Genomic DNA, 20,153 nt, shown 5'->3' with positions numbered 1-20,153 from the left:
ATGCAATACTTCATATTGTTTAGTGATACTATGTATATAAGGGATCGGTGTGTCGGTCAAGATGAGGTATGCTGGCCACCTACATTGGAGGCCGTGTGAACCTGACCGATAAAGACGCTCGCCAGCAGCATCCGCAGTTCATCGAAACGCTGGAAAAAGGCATTCGAGTGCTGGAGGTGTTTCGCGATGGCCAGCCTTCGCTGGGCCTGACCGAGCTGTCCGAAGCCTGTGACATGACAAAAAGCGCAGCCCAGCGCTTCACCCATACCTGGTGCGAGTTGGGCTACCTGTTCAAGGATGAGCGCTCGCGGCGCTACAGCCTCACCCACAAGGCACTGGAACTGGGGTTTCTCTACCTCAACGCGTCGCCGTTGATCAGTCGGGCGCTGCCGGCGCTGAAGCTGATCCGCGAACGCTGCAACCTGACCGTCAACCTCAGCGTGTTGAGCGGCCATGACATCGTCTATGTGATGCGCATTCCAGGCCCCAACCAGACCTTCGCCGAGATGCTGCCCGGCAGGCGCATGCCGGCGTGGTGTACGTCGGCCGGGCGAGTGTTGTTGGCGGACCTGCCTCCGGAGCGGGTCAAGGCCAGCTTGGCGCAGGTCGCCCCGGTGGCCTACACCGCGCACACGGAAGTGGACCCGGACATTCTGTATGAGCGCGTGCTGGAGGCCGGTCAGAACGGCTACTCGTTGACCCGCGAGCAGGTGCTGGTGGGCCAGATCGGCATCGCCGCGCCGATTCGCAACGTGCATTTTCAGGTGGTGGCGGCGATCAACATCACCGCGCAATTGAGTGCCTGGCCGGTGGAAAAGGTCGAGCAGGAACTGGTGCCGCTGCTGATGGAAATCAGCCAGGCCGTGAGCATCGGCTAGCACCCTGTCATCAACGCTGTATCGCAATGGAAGGCTTGTCAGGATGAACGACCTCAACTGCCCGTCGGCTGCGCCGCAGATCACCCGCCAGGCCAATACCGAGCGCCGCCGAGCGCTGTTCGCCGGCTGCGGCGCCCACGCCATCCACGATGGGCTGACGGACGTGATCTACGTGCTGCTGCCGCTGTGGCAGGCGCAGTTTGCCTTGAGCTATGCGCAGGTCGGGCTGCTGCGGGGTGCCTATTCGGCCATGATGGCCGGGTTCCAGCTGCTCGCCAGCCGTGCGGCACGCCGCTGGGGGCGCAAGCGTCTGCTGGTCGGCGGCACCGTACTGGCAGCGCTGGCTTACCTGTTGATCGGCGCTGCCAGTGGCCTGGGCGTGTTGCTGGTCGCGCTGCTGCTCGGCGGATTGGGCGCCAGCAGCCAGCATCCCCTGGCCTCGTCATTGATCACCGATGCCTACGAGGCCGGGGGTGGAATCAAGCAGGCGCTTTCCCAGTACAACTTCGCGGGAGACATCGGCAAGACGCTGGTGCCGGGATTGGTCGGGCTGTCGCTCACGGTGCTCAGCTGGCGCGCCAGTGCCATCGGCGTGGGCATGTTGGGCATGGCGGTCGCGGTGTGGCTGTGGTGGATGATGCCGTCGACCACGGCCACGGCTCAAACCGGCAAGGGCAAGGTCGGCAGCGGCGCGGGATCGGTCGGCGGACTGCGGGCGATGATTGTCACCGGCACCCTCGACAGCGCGGTGCGCATGGGTTTTCTGACCTTTCTGCCGTTCCTGTTGCAAGCTAAGGGCGCCGGCAGCGCCGGCATCGGTCTGGCGCTGACCTTACTGTTCATCGGCGGTGCCTTCGGCAAATTGCTGTGTGGCTACCTGGGCGCGCGCATCGGCATGATGAAGACGGTCTGGCTGACCGAATTCAGCACGGCGGTGCTGATCCTGTTGGCGTTGTGGTTGCCGTACACGGCGCTGATGGCGGTGTTGCCGCTGTTGGGGCTGGCACTCAACGGCACCTCGTCGGTGCTCTACGGCGCGGTGCCGGACCTGGCTGGCAAAGACAGGCGCGACCACGCTTTTTCCTTGTTCTACACCGGCACCATCGGCGGCGGCGCGATCGCCCCGGTGCTGTTCGGCCGGTTGGGCGATCTCACTGGTATTCCTGTCGCCGTGACAGGCCTGGCTGCATTGCTGTTATTGACCTTGCCCCTTGCCTGGTATGTACAGAAGGGGCTGGATCAGGCCGGGTCTGAGGCGGGTCAAGCGTAAGCCGGCCCGATCAGGACCGGCTCACGCGCCGGGCTATTCCATCGCCTCGGCCACGCCCTGATCTTCACCCAGAAACCCGCCGCTCTGGTGTTGCCACAGCCGCGCATAGGTGCCGTTCTTTTCCAGCAATTCGCTGTGGGTGCCTTGCTCGATGATGCGACCCTCGTCCATCACGATCAGCCGGTCCATGGCGGCGATGGTGGACAGCCGGTGGGCGATGGCGATGACGGTCTTGCCCTCCATCATTTCATCGAGGCTTTCCTGAATCGCCACTTCGACTTCTGAGTCGAGGGCGCTGGTGGCCTCGTCCAGCAGCAGGATCGGCGCGTTCTTCAGCATCACCCGGGCGATGGCGATGCGTTGGCGCTGGCCGCCAGACAACTTGATGCCGCGCTCGCCCACCAGCGTGTCATAGCCGGTGTGGCCCTGGCGGTCGCTCAGTTGCTGGATGAAACCGTCGGCCTGGGCATTGGCGGCGGCGGCGCGGATCTGCGCTTCGCTGGCGTCGGGGCGGCCGTAGGCGATGTTGTCGCGAATCGAGCGGTGCAGCAGCGAGGTGTCCTGAGTGACCATGCCGATGGCGCCGCGCAGACTGTCCTGAGTGACGTGGGCAATGTTCTGCCCATCGACACGGATCTCGCCGCTGTTGACGTCGTAGAAGCGCAGCAACAGGTTGATCAAGGTGGATTTGCCGGCCCCGGAGCGGCCGACCAGACCGACCTTTTCCCCGGCGCGAATGTTCAGGCTCAGGCCATGCAGCACCTGGCGTTCGCCGCCGTAGTTGAAGCTGACGTTGTCGAAGCTCACCGCGCCGCCGGAGGTCATCAGCACGCCGGCGTCGGCGGCGTCCTGCACCTTGGGGCTGCGGGTCAGGGTTTCGATACCGTCCTGCACGGTGCCAATGTTTTCGAACAGCGAGGTCATCTGCCACATGATCCAGTGCGACATGCCGTTGATACGCAGCGCCATGGCGGTCACCGCGGCCACGGCACCGGTGCCGATTTCGCCCTGATGCCAGAGCCACAGGGCATAGCCGCCTGCGCCCATGATCAGCGCGACCACCAATGCCTGATTGACGATCTCGAACTGGCTGACCAGACGCATCTGGCGAAAGCCGGTGTGCTTGAAATCTTCCATCGCCGCGCGGGCAAAATGCGCTTCACGCTTGGAGTGCGAGAACAGTTTCACCGTGGTGATGTTGGTGTAAGCGTCCGAAACGCGGCCAGTCATCGACGAGCGTGCGTGGGCCTGCTCCTGCCCGACCTGACCCAGGCGCGGCACGAAATACAGCATCGCCAGTCCGAACAACGCGACCCAGGCAATGAAAGGCAGCATCAGTTTCAGGGCGAAACCGCCGGCCAGGGCGATGATCGCAATGAAATACACGCCGATGCCGGGGGCGATTTCGATGACGGTGAACAGCACCTCACGCACGGCCAGCGCGGTCTGCATCACTTTGGTGGTGACCCGGCCGGAGAATTCGTCGGAAAAGAACGACAGGCTCTGGCGCAGCATCAGGCGGTGAAAATCCCAGCGCAGCCGCAACGGCAGATTGATCGCCAGAATCTGGTGCTGAACCATGGTGCGCAGTGCCACCAGACCGATGCTGACCAGCAGCACGATGCCGATCCCCCACAACACATGGCTTTCCTGTTCGATTGCAGCGCCGCCGGCCTGCCAGTGCGAGAGCAGATCCACCACCTGGCCGAGAAAGGAAAACAGCCAGGCCTCGTAAATCGACACGGCGGCGCTGAGCAGTGCCAGCGCGAGAATATAACCGCGAGCGCCGCGGGTGCAGGCCCACAGAAACCGAGCCAGGCCGTCAGGTGGAGGGGGTACCTCGTCCGGCGGAAAAGGGTCGAGCCAGCGTTCAAACACACGAAGCATAAGGGTCTCCATCACAATCAGATGGGCGAATTCTGCCATCAACGACCGGGACCGGCATGCTTCCCCGGCGTTTTTATGGATTCGCGGCGCTCGTCTTGCTGATCTGAGTACCCCGCGTTGACGGAAGTTGCGGCGCATCTGCTCACCACGATCAGTCGACACCCTCCGTCGACATGACCGTTCGGAACGTCGACCGAACCACGGCGAGGGCAGGGGATTCAAAACCTGTAGGCCGCAACCCATTCACGGCCGGGCGAGGTGCTTATGCGTAACCCGACAGGTATTCCAGGCGGTACTGAAAACGCCATTGATTCAATCGAGCCGCTGGAACCCGGCAGGCCGGACGTGATTCCGCTTCCACCCCTGGATGGAGACGATCTGCCTTCCGAGGAAGAGGAAGTCCCGGCAAGTCCGCAGGAGGAAGCCGAGCGGCAGAAAGCGCTGCAGGAAGTCGAAAGAAACAACTCGTTCGCAGCGGAGCATCCGGGGGAAATCTGAGCCAGGTTTTGCTCACCGATAAGCTGAAAAAAGCGTTGGAAAAGTCGCCGGGCAGAGCTTTGCGCCGGCGACTTCCGTTCAGGCGTATGCCTTGGCCTTTTACCCACTCTGTCAGTGCATGACAATTGGCCAGCAGCGTGAGAGAGTTCGCATCCGGGTGTTGGCGCGGATGACAGGGATAATGGATAAGAAGCTTGGCAAAGCCGTTGAGAGTAAAAGCGTGGGACTGAAAGTCGAGGACTACATCGCGGTGCTGACGGCCAAGCCTCACAGCAGCGAATCACGTCCCACCGATCACGATCATCACCGACGCTGGTACAACTCGCTTTCGGAGGACGATCAGGCGAAAGTCCGGGATGCGATCAGGGAAGAAATCCGGCGGATTCGCAACGAACTCGGCCGGGGCAGTGAAGCTTCGTACCCGATGCCAGCCAAACGCCGGAAGATCGGCTAAATCGCACCACCTTCAGCCACGCCGGGCCGCCAACGGCACGCGTGGCTGCCGCTACCCATTCAATCCGCACATCAGGCTTGCTTGTGAAACGCTGGACAGAGGCGAGTAATCCGCCCCTGTCCAGGGTTTGAGCGATTCGAGCCGACTCAGCCCCTTCAAATTGCCTTCGATGACATCGCCGACACGCGTTGCGCGAGATTCTGGATAACCTGCTCATGACCAGATGATCGGCCGGTAAACCAGCTGTTGGGCCCGCATGACTGCTTGATGCGGGTCCTTTTTTTGATCATGTATAGAGATCATACCATCACCACAGTATACAAACCGAAAAGCCCGTGTTAGAACTAGTACCAAGCTTCTCGCTTCACCCATGACGACGAGCCAGGTCTGGATCGCTGCCTTACAGCGGCCCTAACAAGAATATCACCTCATCACACCAGTTCTTTTCGAACGGCGTAGATGAGCCGGAGAACCGCCATGCACAGCAGCTCCGCATCCCCGGTCGAGCATTCGGCCATTCGCAAGATCTCGTTTCGCCTGGTGCCTTTCGTGGCGCTCATGTTTTTCATCAACTTCCTCGACCGCACGGCGATTTCCTTCGCCGGACCCAACGGCATGACCCAGGATCTGGGTCTGAGCGTGGTTCAGTTCGGCCTGGCATCGGGGATCTTCTTCATCGGTTACATCCTGCTGGAAGTGCCGAGCAACCTTGCGCTGCACAAGTTCGGCGCGCGCAAATGGCTGGCGCGGATCATGGTGTCCTGGGGCATCGTCTCGCTGCTGTTCACTTGGGTCAGCAGCGTCGAAGGGCTGTACGCGCTGCGCTTCTTTCTGGGTATCGCCGAGGCGGGTTTTTTTCCGGGTGCGATCCTGTTTCTCAGCCTGTGGGTGCCGGCCCGTTACCGCAGCAAGATCCTTTCGCTGTTCTATCTGGCCCAGCCGCTGACCACGGTGATTGGCGCGCCACTGGCGGCGTGGTTGATCGGCCATGACGGCCTGTTCGGGCTGACCGGCTGGCGGGTGATGTTCCTCGGTGTGTCGCTGCCGGCGATTGCCGTGGGACTGATCGCCTGGTTCTACCTGGTTGATCACCCGTCCCAGGCCAAGTGGCTCAGCGCCGATGAAAAACGCTGGCTGGTCGGTGAACTGGACCGCGAACAGCAGCATGCGACGACCCGCACCACGCACATGGGTGTCGGCGCGGCGATGCTCAACGGTCGGGTGTGGATGCTGTGCCTGATCTACTTCGGCTTCATTTACGGGCTGTACGCGCTGTCGTTCTTCCTGCCGACCATCATCGGCGGTTTCCAGGCGCAGTTCGGCACCACCTTCACCGTGTTCCAGAAGGGCCTGATCACCGCGATCCCGTACCTGCCGGCGGCAGTTGCGCTTTACCTGTGGTCCCGCGATGCCACCCGCCGTGGTTGCCGCACCTGGCACATCGCGCTGCCGGCGCTGGCCGGTGCGGTGAGCATTCCGCTGGCCCAGGCCATGGGCTCGCCAGCCGCGACGATTGCGGTGATCACGGTCACGGCCTGCTCGATCTTCGCTGCACTGCCGAATTTCTGGACCCTGCCCACGCAGTTCCTGACCGGCGCCTCGGCGGCGGCTGCGGTGGCGCTGATCAATACCGTCGGCAACATCGCCGGGTTTTCCGCCGGCTTCATCACCGGCGCGCTCAAGGATTACACCGGTTCCTACTCGGCGCCGATGCTGGTGGTCGGCGGCCTGATGCTGATGTCCGCGCTGCTGATGATGGCGCTCGGCACCCGACGCAAGGTGGCCGACGACACCCCCATCGCCCCCACGCAACAGGTCCTCCAGGGAGAATAAGAAATGACCCGTTTGTTCAATCAGCCGTCCTCGTTCGCTCACGAACTGGTCGAGGGATTTGTCGCCGCCCACCGCGACAAGGTGCGCCAGGTCCAGGGTGGCGTCATCCGCAGCACGAAGTACCCGCAAGGCGAGGTGGCCGTGGTCATCGGCGGCGGTTCGGGCCATTACCCGGCGTTTGCCGGCCTGGTCGGCCAGGGCCTGGCCCATGCGGCGGTGATGGGCAACCTGTTCGCCTCGCCGTCCGCGCAGCAGATCTACGGCGTCGCCAAGGCTGCACAGAAGGGCGGTGGCGTGCTGCTGGGTTACGGCAACTACGCGGGGGACGTCCTGCATTTCGGCCTGGCCAAGGACCGGCTGAATGCCGAGGGTGTGCGCTGCGAAGTGATCGCGGTCACCGACGACATCTCCAGCGCCTCCAGCGACGAACTGCACAAGCGCCGTGGCATCGCCGGGGATCTGGTGGTGTTCAAGGCAGCGGCAGCGGCCTCCGAGGCAGGCTACGACTTTGATGCGGTGGTGCGCGTCGCCCGGCGTGCCAATGCCAGAACGCGCTCGCTGGGTGTCGCTTTCTCCGGCTGCACACTGCCGGGCGCCGACCACCCGCTGTTCGAGGTGCCGAAGGGAAAAATGGCCCTCGGCATGGGCATTCACGGCGAACCGGGCATCCACGAAGGGCCGGTGCCCAGCGCCGATGAACTGGCCGAAACCCTGGTGTCGTCGCTGCTTAAAGAGTTGCCTGACGGCGTTTCGCAAGCCGCCGGGCAGCGCGTTGCGGTCATCTTGAACGGCTTGGGCAGCGTCAAATACGAAGAGCTGTTTGTCCTCTATCGCCGGGTTGCGCAGTTGCTCGACGCGGCCGGCCTGACCGTGGTCGAGCCTGAGGTCGGTGAGCTGGTCACCAGTTTCGACATGGCCGGCCTGTCGCTGACCCTCTGCTGGCTGGACGCCGAACTGGAAGGCTTCTGGTGTGCCCCAACGTCGACACCGGCCTATCGCAAGGGCGTCACCCAGGTCGCCGAGCGCCAGAGCGATGACGAGGCTGGCGTTGATCAACAGACCGTCATTCCGCCGGCCAGCGCCAAATCCAGACGTTCCGCCGCTTGTGTGCTGCACGCGCTGGAAGCTGCCGAGCGCGTGGTGCTCGACAACGTGGAGGAACTGGGCCGCATCGATGCGGTGGCCGGCGACGGCGATCACGGCATCGGCATGCAGCGCGGCGTGGTCGCGGCGGTTGCCAAGGCCCGCGAGGCGCTGGCGTTGAACGCCGGGGCCGGCACTTTGCTGCGCATTGCCGCCGATGCCTGGGCGGACCAGGCCGGAGGCACTTCGGGGGCGATCTGGGGTGTTTTGCTGACGGCACTGGGCAATGCGCTGGGTGACCGGCATGACCCTGACGCCATTCAGGTCGCCGACGGCGTCGGCCAGGCCTGCGCCGGCATCCAGCATTTCGGCAAGGCGCGGCTGGGCGACAAAACCATGGTCGATGTGCTGATCCCGTTCAGCATCGCACTGCGCGAAGCCGCTGGTCGCGATCTGGAACTCGCCGAAGCCTGGCACCACGCCGCGCAGATTGCCGCCGAGGCAGCTGCTGCCACCGCCAACTTGCGCCCGCGCATCGGTCGCGCCCGTCCGCTCGCCGAGAAAAGCCTCGGCACCGCCGACGCCGGCGCGGTCTCGCTTTCACTGATCATCAATGCCATCGAACCCGTCCTTCGAGGCGAGCCGCAGGCATCCCGTCGTATCGAGGAGACAGTTCATGAATGACACATTGCGCATCGTCATCGGTTCGGATGACGCCGGCTACGAATACAAGGAAGCGCTCAAGCGCGACCTGCTCGACAACCCGCATGTCCAGCTCATCGAAGATGTCGGGGTCGACAGCCAGAGCCATACGGCCTATCCGCTGGTGGCAATTGCCGCCGCTGAAAAAGTCGCTTCGGGCGCAGCGGATCGGGCATTGCTGATCTGCGGCACCGGGCTGGGCATGGCGATTTCCGCGAACAAGGTGCCTGGCGTCCGGGCCGTCACCGCCCACGACAGCTTTTCGGTCGAGCGCGCGGTGCTCAGCAACAACTCGCAGGTGCTGACTTTCGGCCAGCGGGTCATCGGTCTGGAACTGGCGCGGCGTCTGCTCAAGGAGTGGCTGACCTATCGCTTCGACGAGCTGTCGGCGTCGGCGCAGAAGGTGCAGACCCTGACCGATTACGAGCGGGTCAGCGCACGATGAGTAGGCCCGTGATCACCCTCGGAGTGAGCCTGAAGATGTACTTCGGCTACCGCCGCACGCTGGACTGGTGCGAAGCCGTCGCCGCGCAACTGCGCGGGCATGCGGCGGTGCGCAGCGGTGCGATCGAGGTGTTCATCATCCCCAGTCATCCGGCGCTGGCACCGGTGCTGGAAATCTTCGACGGGCTGGCGCGGATCGGCGCGCAAAACCTGTTCTGGGAAGACGAGGGCGCCTACACCGGCGAAGTCAGTCCGCAGATGTTGCGTGAGATGGGCTGCAGCATCGCCGAGATCGGCCACGCCGAACGCCGTCGCTACTTTGCCGAAACCGACCGCCAGGTGGCGGACAAGACCGCCGCCGCGTTGCGCAACGGCCTGACCCCGGTGCTGTGCCTGGGCGAAGAGCGGCACGGCCGGGTCGAGGATGCGGTGCAGGCCTGCCGGCAACAACTGGATGCCTCGCTGGCGTCGGCCCGCCGCGCAGGGCTGGCGGGCGACCTGATCGTCGCCTACGAACCGCAGTGGGCCATCGGCGCCGCGCAACCGGCGTCGGCTGCCTACATCGGCCAGGTCTGCCAGGCACTGCGGGGCACGCTGGGTGAGGACGGCATTCGGGTGATCTACGGCGGCAGCGCCGGGCCCGGGTTGTTGAGCCAGTTGGAAGGGCAGGTCGATGGCCTGTTCCTCGGACGCTTTGCCCACGACCCGGCGGCCTTTCAATCGATTCTCGACGAGGCGGCGGGGTTTTGCCCGCCGTCGTCGGCACCACGGCAGGAGGGCACGATATGGCAATCGGCCTGAGCACCTATTCGTTTTTCTGGCGCGCCAGCGAGCGCGTACCGCACCCACTGGACTTGCCGGCGATGCTGCAACAGACCGCCGAGCTGGGCGCCGGGGTCTTTCAGATCTGCGACTACAAAGGCGTCGAAGCCTTGAGTCTCAGTGAACTGGCAGACTTGAAACGCATGGCCGACGACCTCGGCCTGACCCTGGAGCTGGGCACCCGCGGCCTGGACACCGAGCACCTGCGCCGCTACCTGGCGATGGCAGAAATCCTCGATGTCCGCGTACTGCGCAGCATGTTCAACAGCAACAGCCTGAAACCCACGCCGGAGCAAGCCTTCGCGCTGCTGAACACGGTGATGCCGCAGTTCGTCGAGCAGGACGTCAAGCTGGCGCTGGAGACTTACGAGCAAGTGCCGACGCGCACGGTGCTGGAGGTGATCGAACGGATCGACAACCCGTGGCTGGGCATCTGCCTGGACCCCGGCAACTGCGTGGCGGCGCTGGAAAACCCTACCGACGTCATCGACATGACCGCCTCGCGGGTGCTCAACCTGCACGTCAAGGACTTCGCCTTTTCCCGCCGCGACGGCTGGGTCGGCTTCACCTATGCCGGCTGCCCCATGGGCGAGGGCCTGCTGGATTACGCCTATATGCGCGACAAGGTCCGGCCCGGGCACCGGCACATCAACCAGATCATCGAGCACTGGCTCCCCTGGCAACTGGACGCGGCCTCCACCTGCGCGCTCGAAGACCAGTGGACCCGACACAACCTGAACTACCTGAATGCAAGGCAAACCGAGGATTGACCCCATGACATACGAACTCAAGAAAATTGCGATTGTGGGTGCCGGCGGCAAGATGGGCATGCGCATCTCCAAGAACCTGCAGGGCAGCCACTACACGGTGACCTACTGCGAGAACTCGCCCAGGGCGCAGGAGCAGATTGTCGCGGCGGGCCGCAGCCTGTCGGCGACCAACGAGGTCGTACCCCAAGCCGACGTGGTCATCCTCGCGGTGCCGGATGTCGCCCTCGAAGCCGTGTCGGCCCAGGTCGTGCCGCAGATGAAAAGCGGCGCGATCCTGCTGACCCTCGACCCGGCGGCGTCCTATGCCGGCCTGCTGGCGCAGCGCGAAGGTATTCATCAGGCCGTGGCGCACCCTTGCCACCCTTCGGTGTTCCTGGAGCGTTACACCCAGGAAGAACACGCCGACGCCTTCGGCGGCAACGCGGCGGTGCAGGACGTCTGTGCGGCCTTTGAAAGCGGCAACGACAAGCAGCGTTCGGAATTGGCCAACATCATCGCGGTGATGTACGGCCCGGTCGGTGAAGTGCACTGGGTCACGGTCAAGCAACTGGCCTATCTGGAACCGACGCTGGTGGAAACCGTGGCGTGCATGGTCGGCAGCTTCATGAAGGAAGCGCTGGACGAGACGATCAACCGCATCGGCGTGCCGGAAGCAGCGGCCAAGGCCATGCTTTATGGCCATATCCAGATTGCGTTGGCGGTGTCGTTCCGCAGCACCAACCCGTTCTCCGATGCCTGCATGATCGCCATGGAGTACGGCCGCGAGCAGATCATCAAGCCGGACTGGAAGAAGATTTTCGACGAGAAAGAGCTCGATCTGATCATCGCCCGCATGCTGAAAATCGACGCAGTGCGCAAAGCCGACGCGGCTTGATTCGCGCTGAAAACCCACTACGGTTTGACGTCCGGGCGGTGAACACCTCCGGGCGTCTTTTTTTATCTGTGCATTTTCATCTGAGCCAAGGACAACAACATGGACAGTCCACCGCTACGGGGCGCGTTGATCGGTTGCGGTTTTTTCGCCCTCAATCAACTGCGTGCCTGGCAAGACCTGCACGGTGTGGAGATCGTCGCGCTGTGCGACAGCGACCCGCAGCGTCTTGCCGTATTTGCCGAATACGCGCCGGATGCGGCGTCGTTTACCGATGCGCAGGTGATGCTGCGCGAACTGGATCTGGATTTCATTGACATCGCCACACCGACTTCGGCGCACAAGCCGCTGGTACTGATGGGCGCCGAGGCGGGCGTCGACATCATCTGCCAGAAGCCGTTTGCCGCGACGCTGGAAGATGCCCGGCTGATGATCGACACCTGTGCCGCACGTGGCGTGAGCTTGACGGTGCATGAGAATTTCCGCTGGCAGGCGCCGGTGCGGGCGACCATCGAGAAACTGCGCGAAGGGCTGATCGGCACACCTTTTTTCGGGCGGGTCAGTTTTCGCAGCGGATTCGACGTTTATCGCCTGCAGCCGTATCTGGCAAAGACCCCGCGCTTCATCATCGAAGACCTCGGCGTGCATGTGCTGGACATCGCCCGTGCGCTGTTCGGCGATGTTGCCCGTCTGACTTGTGAAACCCGCCGGGTCAATCCGACGATTGCCGGTGAGGACGTTGCCACGGTGTTGTTGGCCCATGAACAGGGCGCAACCAGTGTCGTCGATTTCAGCTACGCGACGCGGCTGGCCCGCGATCCGTTTCCACAGAGCCTGATCGAGGTGGATGGCGACAAGGGGTCATTGCGCTTGCTGGCGGACTTTCGTCTGGAAATTCACGATGCGCAGGGGCATGTCGAAACCGTGAATGTGGCACCCGAAGCACCGGCGTGGAGCGATGCGCCGTGGTATCCGATCCAGGAAAGCGTGCTGCGTCTGCAGCGCGAGTGGCTGGCCAAGCGGCGCGGCGGCCGTGATTCGGAAACTTCTGGCGCGGATAACTTCAATACCCAGGCGTTGGTGGAAGCCGCCTACGAGTCGGCGGCGAAGGGCACAACCATCGTGCCTGCCCGATTCTTGAGCCGGTAACTGCAATGTCCCCACGCCGGGCGTGGGGACATCTTGTACTCAGCGCATGCCGAATCCGCCTTCACGCACCTGCTTGCTGTTGTCGCGGGACACCATCACACAATCCACCGATTGCTTCTCCGGTTTGTCGGTCTTGCCGTTGCGCAGGAACTGATCAGCCTGTTCCATGGCCATCGCCGCCATTTGCGTGGCCTGCTGCAGGCCGGTGGCAATGATCGGGCCGTCGCCGGCAATCTGCCGCACGACGTCCGGGTTGCCGTCGATGCCGACCACTTTCACTTCGCCCTTGCCGGCATTTTTCAGCGCAGCGGCGGCGCCCAATGCCATGGTGTCGTTGCCGGCCAGCACGCCAACGATGTTCGGGTTGCCCTGAATGATCGACTGCATCACGTTGTAGCCTTGGGTCTGGTCCCAGTTCGCCGATTGTTGCGAGACCATTTTCAGGTCGGGAATCTGGTCGAGCACCCGGTGGAAACCTTCCGAACGCACATGGGCGTTGACGTCCGAACTGCGCCCGATCAATTCGACGTATTCGCCCTTGAAGCCGACCTGCTCGGCGAAGTATTCGGCAACGGAAGTCGCGCATTGCGAGTTGTTGGAAACGATCTGCGCGGTGGCGATGCCGTTGGCGTTCACCTCACGGTCGATCAGAAACACCGGGATCTTCGCTTCCTGGGCGCGCTTGACTGCTGCAACCGAGGCGTCGGAGCCGGCGTTGTCGAGGATGATCGCCGAGGCGTTGTCGCCAATGGCGGTTTGCACCAGGCGCAACTGAATGTCCGGGTCGTCCTGATGGACGAGGGCGTTGGTCCGGTAGCCGAGCTTCTTCGCCGCCGCTTCGGCGGTGTCGGATTCGGCTTTATAGAACGCGTTGCTGTGGGACGGCGTGATGATCACCACCAGGTGATCGGACGGTTTGAATTCGGCAGCCGACACCGCCAGCGGCAGCAGCGATGCCGACATGACAGCCAGTGACAGCAGGTGTTGGGAGAAGAGTTTTTTCATTGTTGTAGTCGTCCCTTGAGGTGATGGAAAGTCACGCAGCAGTGGTTGGCATGCCCCGGTCTTCCTGGGCCTTGGCCTGACGTTCTGCGCTGGATTTTTCGACGCGGCGTTGCAATTGGTCGACCACCACTGCCAGCACGATCACCGCGCCGGTAATGACGGTCTGCCAGAAATCGGAAATGCCCACCAGCACCATGCCGTTGCTCAAAACCCCCAGCACAAAGGCGCCGATGATCGTGCCGCCGATGGTACCGACGCCGCCGAACAGCGAGGCACCGCCCAGCACCACCACGGCGATGGCGTTGAGTTCGTAAGAGGTGGCGATGGCCGGGTTGGCTGCGCCCAGCCGCGAGGCGATGATCAGGCCGGCCAGCGCGGCGCAGAAACCGGAGATGGCGTAGGTGCCGATCTTCACTCGGCTGACCCGCACCCCCGAGAGCTCCGCCGTGCGCTCGTTGCCGCCGATGGCGAAGACTTGCCGGCCGAACACCGTCTTGCGGCTGATGTACACGGCCACCAGGGTCAGCAGAATCATCAGCCAGATCGACACCGGCACCGACAGCACGCGGGCGGTGCCCAGCAGCAGAAAGCCTGCGTTGTTGAGTTCGGCCTGGCCGGTGAGGTCGCCGTAGGTGGCGCCGCCCGATACCAGCTGCGCGGCGCCGCGGGCCATGTACAGCATGCCCAGGGTCATGATGAACGGTGTCACTTTCAGGCGGGTGATGAACCAGCCGTTGAGCGCACCCACCAGCGTGCCCAGCGCCAGACTCAGCAGGCACACCACCGGGATGCTGAAAAATGCCGAAATCCCCAGCCATGGCAAACGCAGGCCTTCGGTGATCAGGTAGCCGGCAATCATTGCCGCCAGACCAGCCACGGCGCCCACGGACAGGTCGATACCGGCGGCGAGAATCACGAAGGTCATGCCGATGCCGAGAATCGCGAACACCGCGACCTGTTCGGCGACGATGACCAGGTTGCGCGCCGACAGAAACGACGGCGCAATCGAGGAGAACAACACCACCAACAGCAGCAGTGCGAGATAAGCTCGCAGCCTGAGTAATAACAGCGGCAGCGAACGCAGGTTCAGTGACGGGGATTTGCGGGCAGGCATGGAAAGAGACTCGGCCATCATGCGGTTTCCTTTTCAATGGGCGCCAGGGCTGCGGAGTCCTTGCGCGAGACTTGCGACCAGCTCACCAGCGTGGGTTCGTCCAGTTGCTGGCGGGTGAGGTTGGTGGTGATGCGGCCCTGGCACATGACCAGCGCCCGGTCGGCACCGCCGATGATTTCGGTCAGGTCGCTGGAGGCGTAGAGGATGGTCAGGCCGTGCTTTGCCAGACGGTCCAGCACTTCAAACAGCTCGCGCCGGGCCTTGATGTCGATGCCCCGGGTCGGTTCATCCAGCAACAACACATGAGGCTCGGTCAGCAGGTTCTTGCCCACCACCACTTTTTGCTGATTGCCGCCGGACAGCGAGGAGATGGAGATGTCGGCGTGCTCGGTCTTGATATGCAGCTCGCGGATCATCCGCGCCACGTCATCGTTCATCGGCTGGCGGGCGAGGCCATCGGCTCGGCTGTAGCGGTTGAGATTGGCCAGCAGCAGGTTGTCGCGCACGCTGGCGCTGGTGACCAGACCGAGTTTCTGCCGGTCTTCCGGGACCAGCGCGATACCGGCAGCAATGCGACCGGCAATGTCCTGGCGAAGTGGCAGCGCCTGACCGTTGACTTCGATGCGCCCACCGATGGCGTGGCGCAGGCCGATCAGCGTTTCGAACAGCTCGGTACGGCCAGCGCCCATCAAGCCATAGAAGGCCACGATTTCACCGCGCTTCACGCTGAACGACACCTTGTTCAGCAGCAGCGAGCCTTGATCGCTGGCGACTTCCAGATCAGTGACGCGCAGCACTTCGGGGGCTTGTTCATGTTCGGCAGGATCGACCCCGGCGCGCAGTTCGGTGGTCATCTGGCTGCCGATCATGCGCTCCACCAGCCAGTCGACCGTGACGGAATCCCGCGTGCCGGTGCCCACCAGATGGCCGTCGCGCAACACGGTGAAGTGGTCGCCGATCTCGATCAGTTCATCCAGGCGGTGAGAGATATAAATGATAGAGACGCCCTGACGCTTGAGGTCGGCGATCAGCGAAAACAGGATGCCGACCTCGGCCTCGCTCAGCGACGACGTGGGTTCATCGAGAATCAGCACGCGCACGTCGCTGACCAGCACCTTGGCGATCTCGACGATCTGCCGCTTGCCGATGCTCAGGTCTTGCACCAGTGTGTCGACGTCGATCTGTTGGCCCATGCGCTGCAACGTGGTCTGGGCCAGCTTGCGCTGCTCGGCATGCAGCACCCGGCCAAAGCGCGTACGCCGCTCCTTGCCGATGAACATGTTCTCGGCAACGCTGAGGTTCGGGCACAGGTTCAATTCCTGATGCACGATGCCGATGCCACGGGCCATCGCCTCACGGGGGCTGTTCAGCGTCAGCGCCTCTTCACCGGCAAACAGTTGCCCCGATGTCGGTTGTTCGATGCCGGCGAGGATTTTCATCAGCGTCGATTTGCCCGCGCCGTTTTCACCGATCAGCACATTGACGCTGGCGTGTACCACGTCGAAATCGACACCCTTGAGCGCCGTGGTGCCCTGGTACACCTTGCGGACCTGTCGGGCGCACATCGCCAGCGGCTGAGGAGAGGAAAGCGCATTCATCGGCTATTCCTCCAGCGTCAAGCTGACCGGCACGATGCGAATCGAGGCCGGTGATTGCAGGTTGAATACGCCGCTGAAATGCACTGTCTTGCCGGTCAGGCTGGCCGCCGGGGCCTTGCCGTACGCCTGCGCCAGCGCATGTTTGTTCAGTGCCGCTGCGACGTCGGCGTATTGGGTCTGATTGGTGAACGCGTTGAGCGACATGTTGCTGGCGACATCGCGCAGTGCAGTGCTGATCACCAGCGGGCCGGTCAGCAGCTGAATCTTGTGCTGAGCCAGCTCGGCGTTGCCGGGGAACTCAAGGGTCAGCAGCCCCATGGGCGATTTCAGACTGGCTTCCGTCACCCGGGCCGTGCCGCTGACGATGAAGTTCTTCGCGCTGCTGTCGTGGGGTGTCGCGAAGCGATTGGCTGCGTCGGCCGGGTTGGCGGCGATGGCTGCCAGCAGGGTCGGCAGGTCGGTGGCGTTCTTGTCGAGAATGGGTTGTACGTCGCTCGCCCATTGCTGCTCGACGAATTGCTCGGCGTTGAAGCTGTTCAGCGCGAATTTCTGATCCTGCCCCTGGGCGTTGGCGTTGCGCGTGGTGTTGAACACCACACGGCCGGTTGCCGGGTCCAGCGGGCGGAAGGTCACGAGGGGGCCGCTTGTCAGCGCCGTCGTGAGCAGAACGGCGGCGACGGCGCCAGCCAGTGCAACAGCAGGGATGCCTCGGGAAAACCCCGACGGTTTACCGGATACAGTCAAGCTCATGCAGATCTCCTCGCCTTGGGGCGATTTTTTTGTACTTGTCAGGAGGTTCAGTCATCACTATATATCATCATCATACCAGTTCAAGGTAGTGTCTTTTTTCTGCGCTTGAGGCCGGTTCGATTTACCTTAATGAAATCAATAACAAGAACAGGGACACCCGAATGAGCTCATCACCGTCGCGTGATCTACGCCTGTATGGCACCGCACAGCCTGTCGCCGAACTGCAGCAGATACAGTTCGGCGATCTGACATTTCTGGCCCAAGGCACGCAGTTGCGGCGCTTGTGTCTGCGTGGGAAAGAGATCATGCGCAGCGTCGGGCTGGTGATTCGCGATGGTTTCTGGGGGACCCATGAGCTGATCCAGCACCGCATTGACACCCGCGAACAGGATCAGCGTTGGTGGCGGCAGATCGAAGGTGTCGTGGTTGCAGCTGACGCCGAACCGGTCCTTGACTGGACGGTGCGCATGGAGGTTGCCAGCGACAGGTTGTCGATCCATGTCGAACTGGAGGCCCGTCGCGATTTTTCCACCTGCCGCGCCGGGCTCATGTTGTTGCATCCGCTTGCGGGCGTCGTGGGCGCACCGGTGTCGGTGCTTCACAGTGACGGTCGATTGGAGGAGGGCGTGTTTCCTGAGCTGATCAGCCCGAGCCAACCGTTTTTCGACATTCGCGGATTGAGCCATTCACCTGCACCTGGCTTGACTCTGGATTGGCAATTGCGTGGTGACGTCTTTGAAATGGAGGATCAACGCAATTGGTCCGACGCCTCGTTCAAGACCTACAACCGGCCTTTGACGTGGCCTTGTCCCTATGTCATCGCAGAGGGGGAGCGGATCGAGCAATGCATCGAACTGCGAATCGGGCGCCATCAGGAGTACCGGCCATGAACTCGACGCGTATCGTCATCACGGGGCCCTCGGCTCATCCCTTGCCGTTGCTCGGGCATGGTCTGTGGGTTGACCACCTTGCGGATGTCGCGAGCACCGAGGCGCTGGTCAGGCAACTCGGCGGTGCTCATCTGGACATGCTGGTCGACCTGCGCCGGCCCAACAGTTTTGAACGGTTGCTTGAGGCATTGGCGCTGAGCCAGCAAGCCCAGGTCGACGCCTGGCTCTTGGTGATCGTCAGCGACGAAGCGCCGGAGAAACAGTTACGCGAGCTGTCCCGTGTGCTTGCCGACTCGCCGACTCGACCCAAGGGGATTCTGGTGACGCCGGCCGCCTATCTGCTCAGCTACCAGCCGGATGCAGTCTGGCCTGATGGGCCGACGCCGGAGGACGTCGCGGTGCTGGCCCGTGACATCCTGCCGGGATACGAGATCGGAGGGGGCGTACCGACTTACTTCACTGAGCTGAACCGTTGCCGGCCCGCGCCCGATAGTTTCGATTATCTGACCCACGCCACTTCGCCGATCGTGCATGCGGCGGATGATCTTTCGGTGATGGAGTCGCTTGAGTCTCTGGGCGATATCGTCCGCTCGGCGCGGCAACTGGCCTGCGGGAAGCCGTATCGGCTGACAACCTCTGCCATCGGCGCATGGTGCAACCCTTATGGGGGGCAACTGACGCCCAATCCCGAGCGGCAACGGCTGACCCTGTCGGATCGGGACCCTCGCCAGCGTGGTTTGTTCGCTGCCGCGTGGACACTGGGTCACTATGCCGCCGTGCAACGTGCGGGTGTTGACGCCATTGCCCTGTGGGCGGTGAACGAACCCTTTGCGGTGGCTGCCGCTGGCGAATACTGGCCGGTGTTTCATGTGCTGCGAGGGCTCAATCAGGGGCGTGGTAAAGCCGCCATGGATGTCGATGTTTCGAGTTCCGCGATTTCGGCGCTGTGCTGGCGGGAGGGGCGGCAGGTCAAAGTCTGGCTGGCCAACCTCACTGGGCATGAACAAGTCGCTGAACTGGAAGGCCTGAACATCATCGGATGTGCCCGGCTTGCTGCTGATACGGTTGAGGTGGCTCACGATGATCCAGGCTTCATGGCGCGGCTGGATACTTCCGCGCCTGCCGTGACTTCGCTACAGCCCTATGAAGTCCTTGTGCTGGACTGCCGGTGGAGCGTTGAGCGCGGCTTATAATCGCGTTACCGTTGCCGCCATTGAAGCTTTCACGAACGAGATGTCGATTAATGCCTGAGATCAAGAAACGTACCATTCAACGCAAGAAGCTTTCTGACGTTGTCTTCGAGCAACTGATCGATCTCATCGAAGAAGAAAAACTGCAGCCCGGCGATCAGATGCCGGGCGAGCGCGAGCTGATGGAGAGCTTCGGCGTCGGCCGTCCCGTCGTTCGCGAGGCCATGCAGCGTCTCGCCGGCATGGGCATGATCACTATCCAGCACGGCGAGCGGGCTAAAGTCGGCCGTGTCGACATGCATTCCATGATCAATCAGATCGATCTGGCGGCACGTCACCTGTTGTCCAGCTCCGCCAAGAACGTCGATCACTTGCGCCAGGCGCGAGAGTTCTTCGAAACCGGGCTGGTGAAGATCGCTGCGCAAAAGGCCACGCCTGCCGATGTGGCCCGGCTGGAAGCGGCGCTGGCGAAAATGCACAAGCACAAGAAGACTGACGAATTCATCCCGGCCGACATGGAATTCCACGCGGAGATTGCGCGCATCTCGGAAAACCCGATCTACGTCGCCATCTCCCACGCCATCCTCGACTGGATGGCGGACTACCGTGAAGACATGCTGCGCTTCAAAGGCCGCGAACTGACGCTCAAGGAGCACGGCATCATTCTTGAGTTCATCAAGGCGAATGATCCGGTGGGCGCCGAGAAGGCCATGCACGATCATCTTGTCGAGCGCGGCGAGGAGTAGACGAGCAATACGCTTTCCGCTGTTTCTCTTCTCTCTATATAGAAGAAGCGAGGCGGGCCGGATATATCTCCCGAGTGGCTTTCGCTGATTAATGAAATAAGTGCTTGACGCGCCTGCGGATGTCTCTATAATTCGCCCCACTTCCGGCGCAGACGGAACGGAAAACTCCTTGAATATCAACGAGTTAGACGATAAGTCA

19 protein-coding genes are annotated in these 20,153 nt (G+C 62.6%); 14 read left to right on the top strand and 5 right to left on the bottom strand.

Annotation, left to right across the window (positions count from 1 at the left end):
• Nucleotides 1–95 precede the first annotated feature (95 nt).
• A complete protein-coding gene (locus ACIPL0_RS08410) occupies nt 96–878 on the top strand; it encodes an IclR family transcriptional regulator (protein WP_400598949.1) in 783 nt (260 codons plus the stop codon).
• 43 nt (nt 879–921) lie between these two features.
• Nucleotides 922–2,148, top strand: a complete 1,227-nt coding sequence (locus ACIPL0_RS08405) for an MFS transporter (protein WP_400598947.1) — start codon at nt 922–924, stop codon at nt 2,146–2,148.
• A gap of 33 nt (nt 2,149–2,181) precedes the next feature.
• Here the strand turns inward: ACIPL0_RS08405 and ACIPL0_RS08400 are convergent, their stop codons facing one another.
• Entirely contained in the window at nt 2,182–4,035 is a 1,854-nt protein-coding gene (locus ACIPL0_RS08400) for an ABC transporter ATP-binding protein (RefSeq protein ID WP_400598945.1), read from the bottom strand.
• Nucleotides 4,036–4,299: 264 nt separating this feature from the next.
• Here ACIPL0_RS08400 and ACIPL0_RS08395 point away from each other — a divergent pair, with 264 nt between their 5' ends.
• From ACIPL0_RS08395 to ACIPL0_RS08355, 9 genes are all read left to right on the top strand, one after another.
• Nucleotides 4,300–4,533 (top strand): hypothetical protein, encoded by a 234-nt coding sequence (locus ACIPL0_RS08395; protein ID WP_400598943.1) that lies wholly within the window; start codon nt 4,300–4,302, stop codon nt 4,531–4,533.
• A gap of 181 nt (nt 4,534–4,714) precedes the next feature.
• The gene (locus tag ACIPL0_RS08390; RefSeq protein WP_400598941.1) at nt 4,715–4,987 is read left to right on the top strand and encodes a hypothetical protein; all 273 of its coding nucleotides are present in this window, start codon (nt 4,715–4,717) and stop codon (nt 4,985–4,987) included.
• A gap of 477 nt (nt 4,988–5,464) precedes the next feature.
• Nucleotides 5,465–6,820: an MFS transporter gene (locus ACIPL0_RS08385; RefSeq protein ID WP_400598939.1), complete on the top strand. Its 1,356-nt coding sequence runs from the start codon at nt 5,465–5,467 to the stop codon at nt 6,818–6,820.
• A gap of 3 nt (nt 6,821–6,823) precedes the next feature.
• Entirely contained in the window at nt 6,824–8,587 is a 1,764-nt protein-coding gene (locus tag ACIPL0_RS08380) for a dihydroxyacetone kinase family protein (protein WP_400598937.1), read from the top strand.
• The gene (locus ACIPL0_RS08375) at nt 8,580–9,050 is read left to right on the top strand and encodes a ribose-5-phosphate isomerase (RefSeq protein WP_400598935.1); all 471 of its coding nucleotides are present in this window, start codon (nt 8,580–8,582) and stop codon (nt 9,048–9,050) included. Before ACIPL0_RS08380 ends, ACIPL0_RS08375 begins: the two co-directional genes overlap by 8 nt.
• An 8-nt stretch (nt 9,051–9,058) precedes the next feature.
• Nucleotides 9,059–9,850, top strand: a complete 792-nt coding sequence (locus tag ACIPL0_RS08370) for a triose-phosphate isomerase family protein (protein ID WP_400598933.1) — start codon at nt 9,059–9,061, stop codon at nt 9,848–9,850.
• A complete protein-coding gene (locus ACIPL0_RS08365) occupies nt 9,835–10,641 on the top strand; it encodes a sugar phosphate isomerase/epimerase family protein (RefSeq protein ID WP_400598931.1) in 807 nt (268 codons plus the stop codon). Before ACIPL0_RS08370 ends, ACIPL0_RS08365 begins: the two co-directional genes overlap by 16 nt.
• A gap of 4 nt (nt 10,642–10,645) precedes the next feature.
• Nucleotides 10,646–11,515: a phosphogluconate dehydrogenase C-terminal domain-containing protein gene (locus ACIPL0_RS08360; protein ID WP_400598929.1), complete on the top strand. Its 870-nt coding sequence runs from the start codon at nt 10,646–10,648 to the stop codon at nt 11,513–11,515.
• Between the two features lie 99 nt (nt 11,516–11,614).
• A complete protein-coding gene (locus ACIPL0_RS08355) occupies nt 11,615–12,661 on the top strand; it encodes a Gfo/Idh/MocA family protein (protein WP_400598927.1) in 1,047 nt (348 codons plus the stop codon).
• Nucleotides 12,662–12,700: 39 nt separating this feature from the next.
• On the opposite strand, the gene ACIPL0_RS08350 is transcribed toward ACIPL0_RS08355, so the two are convergent.
• From ACIPL0_RS08350 to ACIPL0_RS08335, 4 genes are read right to left on the bottom strand one after another with little or no spacing between them, the layout of a single operon-like run.
• On the bottom strand, nt 12,701–13,666 hold the full coding sequence (locus ACIPL0_RS08350; protein ID WP_400598925.1) for a D-ribose ABC transporter substrate-binding protein: 966 nt from the start codon (nt 13,664–13,666) through the stop codon (nt 12,701–12,703).
• A gap of 31 nt (nt 13,667–13,697) precedes the next feature.
• Entirely contained in the window at nt 13,698–14,801 is a 1,104-nt protein-coding gene (locus ACIPL0_RS08345; RefSeq protein ID WP_400598923.1) for an ABC transporter permease, read from the bottom strand.
• Entirely contained in the window at nt 14,798–16,378 is a 1,581-nt protein-coding gene (locus ACIPL0_RS08340) for a sugar ABC transporter ATP-binding protein (RefSeq protein ID WP_400598921.1), read from the bottom strand. The genes ACIPL0_RS08345 and ACIPL0_RS08340 overlap by 4 nt, the downstream gene beginning before the upstream one ends.
• Nucleotides 16,379–16,381: 3 nt before the next feature.
• A complete protein-coding gene (locus tag ACIPL0_RS08335) occupies nt 16,382–17,128 on the bottom strand; it encodes a DUF2291 family protein (RefSeq protein WP_400598919.1) in 747 nt (248 codons plus the stop codon).
• A gap of 161 nt (nt 17,129–17,289) precedes the next feature.
• Between ACIPL0_RS08335 and ACIPL0_RS08330 the strand changes: the two genes are divergently transcribed.
• From ACIPL0_RS08330 to nanR, 3 genes are read left to right on the top strand one after another with little or no spacing between them, the layout of a single operon-like run.
• Nucleotides 17,290–18,018: a hypothetical protein gene (locus tag ACIPL0_RS08330; protein WP_400598917.1), complete on the top strand. Its 729-nt coding sequence runs from the start codon at nt 17,290–17,292 to the stop codon at nt 18,016–18,018.
• Entirely contained in the window at nt 18,015–19,211 is a 1,197-nt protein-coding gene (locus ACIPL0_RS08325) for a hypothetical protein (protein ID WP_400598916.1), read from the top strand. Before ACIPL0_RS08330 ends, ACIPL0_RS08325 begins: the two co-directional genes overlap by 4 nt.
• A 50-nt stretch (nt 19,212–19,261) precedes the next feature.
• On the top strand, nt 19,262–19,954 hold the full coding sequence (gene nanR / locus ACIPL0_RS08320) for a transcriptional regulator NanR (protein ID WP_400598915.1): 693 nt from the start codon (nt 19,262–19,264) through the stop codon (nt 19,952–19,954).
• The last annotated feature ends 199 nt before the right edge of the window (nt 19,955–20,153 follow it).

The sequence above is a fragment of the Pseudomonas sp. NPDC090208 genome (assembly GCF_044746785.1).
GTDB lineage: Bacteria > Pseudomonadota > Gammaproteobacteria > Pseudomonadales > Pseudomonadaceae > Aquipseudomonas.
This window is presented reverse-complemented; position numbering and strand designations above follow the sequence as displayed.

What these genes read in the sequence shown, in the direction of transcription:
- ACIPL0_RS08375 (WP_400598935.1), top strand. Translation starts at nt 8,580, where the DNA reads ATGAATGACACATTGCGCATCGTCATCGGTTCGGATGACGCCGGCTAC.
- ACIPL0_RS08385 (WP_400598939.1), top strand. Translation starts at nt 5,465, where the DNA reads ATGCACAGCAGCTCCGCATCCCCGGTCGAGCATTCGGCCATTCGCAAG.
- ACIPL0_RS08390 (WP_400598941.1), top strand. Translation starts at nt 4,715, where the DNA reads ATGGATAAGAAGCTTGGCAAAGCCGTTGAGAGTAAAAGCGTGGGACTG.
- ACIPL0_RS08395 (WP_400598943.1), top strand. Translation starts at nt 4,300, where the DNA reads ATGCGTAACCCGACAGGTATTCCAGGCGGTACTGAAAACGCCATTGAT.
- ACIPL0_RS08330 (WP_400598917.1), top strand. Translation starts at nt 17,290, where the DNA reads ATGAGCTCATCACCGTCGCGTGATCTACGCCTGTATGGCACCGCACAG.
- ACIPL0_RS08325 (WP_400598916.1), top strand. Translation starts at nt 18,015, where the DNA reads ATGAACTCGACGCGTATCGTCATCACGGGGCCCTCGGCTCATCCCTTG.
- ACIPL0_RS08380 (WP_400598937.1), top strand. Translation starts at nt 6,824, where the DNA reads ATGACCCGTTTGTTCAATCAGCCGTCCTCGTTCGCTCACGAACTGGTC.
- ACIPL0_RS08405 (WP_400598947.1), top strand. Translation starts at nt 922, where the DNA reads ATGAACGACCTCAACTGCCCGTCGGCTGCGCCGCAGATCACCCGCCAG.
- ACIPL0_RS08400 (WP_400598945.1), bottom strand. Translation starts at nt 4,035, where the DNA reads ATGCTTCGTGTGTTTGAACGCTGGCTCGACCCTTTTCCGCCGGACGAG.
- ACIPL0_RS08355 (WP_400598927.1), top strand. Translation starts at nt 11,615, where the DNA reads ATGGACAGTCCACCGCTACGGGGCGCGTTGATCGGTTGCGGTTTTTTC.
- ACIPL0_RS08350 (WP_400598925.1), bottom strand. Translation starts at nt 13,666, where the DNA reads ATGAAAAAACTCTTCTCCCAACACCTGCTGTCACTGGCTGTCATGTCG.
- ACIPL0_RS08360 (WP_400598929.1), top strand. Translation starts at nt 10,646, where the DNA reads ATGACATACGAACTCAAGAAAATTGCGATTGTGGGTGCCGGCGGCAAG.
- ACIPL0_RS08340 (WP_400598921.1), bottom strand. Translation starts at nt 16,378, where the DNA reads ATGAATGCGCTTTCCTCTCCTCAGCCGCTGGCGATGTGCGCCCGACAG.
- ACIPL0_RS08345 (WP_400598923.1), bottom strand. Translation starts at nt 14,801, where the DNA reads ATGATGGCCGAGTCTCTTTCCATGCCTGCCCGCAAATCCCCGTCACTG.
- ACIPL0_RS08335 (WP_400598919.1), bottom strand. Translation starts at nt 17,128, where the DNA reads ATGAGCTTGACTGTATCCGGTAAACCGTCGGGGTTTTCCCGAGGCATC.
- ACIPL0_RS08365 (WP_400598931.1), top strand. Translation starts at nt 9,835, where the DNA reads ATGGCAATCGGCCTGAGCACCTATTCGTTTTTCTGGCGCGCCAGCGAG.
- nanR (WP_400598915.1), top strand. Translation starts at nt 19,262, where the DNA reads ATGCCTGAGATCAAGAAACGTACCATTCAACGCAAGAAGCTTTCTGAC.